At 68.0% G+C, this 1059-nt stretch carries 2 protein-coding genes; both read right to left on the bottom strand.

The window, feature by feature from the left end:
- Window positions 1-120: 120 nt before the first annotated feature.
- Window positions 121-417 carry a putative quinol monooxygenase gene (locus VQ02_RS33400; RefSeq protein WP_048448581.1) on the bottom strand — a complete coding sequence of 99 codons (297 nt, stop codon included), beginning with the start codon at window positions 415-417 and terminating at the stop codon, window positions 121-123.
- A gap of 82 nt (window positions 418-499) precedes the next feature.
- A partial coding sequence (locus tag VQ02_RS33395) for a LysR substrate-binding domain-containing protein (RefSeq protein WP_048448580.1) occupies window positions 500-1059 on the bottom strand: 560 nt, incomplete at its 5' end.

Genomic DNA, 1059 nt, shown 5'->3' with positions numbered 1-1059 from the left:
CCGCAGGACGGCAGCCCCGAGACCTTCATGGCCCGCAACGCGTCGACGCGCTGAGCGCCCCAGGCGCTCGCAGAGACCGACCGGGGTTGCTGACCTCTGGCAGGCTTCGGCAGCTTTCACTCAGACGATCCTGCGCAGCAGTTCGATGGCAAGCGGCTCATCCAAAAGCTCGTCGAACTGCGCGGCGAGAGCACGGAAGCTCGTAGCGTCGGCATGGATGTCGAGGGCGGCCTGGCTTTCCCAGACCTCATACATCACGATCGTACCGGGCCGCTCGCGGCTCTCGTGGGCCGTGTAGACGAGGCAGCCAGGCTCTTCGAGCACGGCTGGCACGATCGCCGCCACGGCTTGCGCCAGCGCCGCCTCCTGTCCCTCGCGGGCCACCAGGCGGGCGATCAGATGGACGTGTTCGGACATTGTCTGCTTTCCTCAGCTTGAGCAGTCCGGCATCGCCGGACGCCATCATGGCGCGTAGCGCGCCTAAGTGCTCGCCGGAGGCTCAAGCCGCGATGGTCAAGGCGTCGTGGCCAGCGAGGCTGTGGCTCAGGAACATGATCAACGGCTCTACGAGAGCGGGCGCCCTGTCCTCACCCAGAACCGTCACCTCGGTCATGGGAAGAGCGGGCCAGAGCTCAGGAGCGCGCAGGATCTGCATACCCTCCTGCACGAAGGAGCGGCCGAGTAGCGTCACCCCGAGCCCGCCCGCCACCGCGGCCTGCACGCCCATCAGGCTGCTCGCCGTGCAGGCGGCGACCCAGTCGCGCCGCACCGAGTCGAGCGCAGCAATCATCATCTCGCGGTAACTACAGGGCGGCGCCAGCATGACGAGGCGAGCCGGCCGGGTGAAATCGAGCTGGTAATCGGCGGCGGCCAGCCAGACGAGCGGCTCGCGCCAGATCACTCGGCCCCGACCTCCCGCGCCCCCGCGCTTGACGATTACGGCATCGAGGCGGTTCCCGTCATAGGCCTCCAAGAGGTTACAGCTCAGGCCGGGTATCCGGTCGATGTGCAGGTCTGGGTAGAGTCGGGCGAACCCGGGGCGGCGCCTCGGCAACTGGG

Origin of the sequence: Methylobacterium variabile (assembly GCF_001043975.1) — a bacterium.
GTDB classification, from domain to species: domain Bacteria; phylum Pseudomonadota; class Alphaproteobacteria; order Rhizobiales; family Beijerinckiaceae; genus Methylobacterium; species Methylobacterium variabile.
This window is presented reverse-complemented; position numbering and strand designations above follow the sequence as displayed.

What these genes read in the sequence shown, in the direction of transcription:
- VQ02_RS33400 (WP_048448581.1), bottom strand. Translation starts at nt 417, where the DNA reads ATGTCCGAACACGTCCATCTGATCGCCCGCCTGGTGGCCCGCGAGGGA.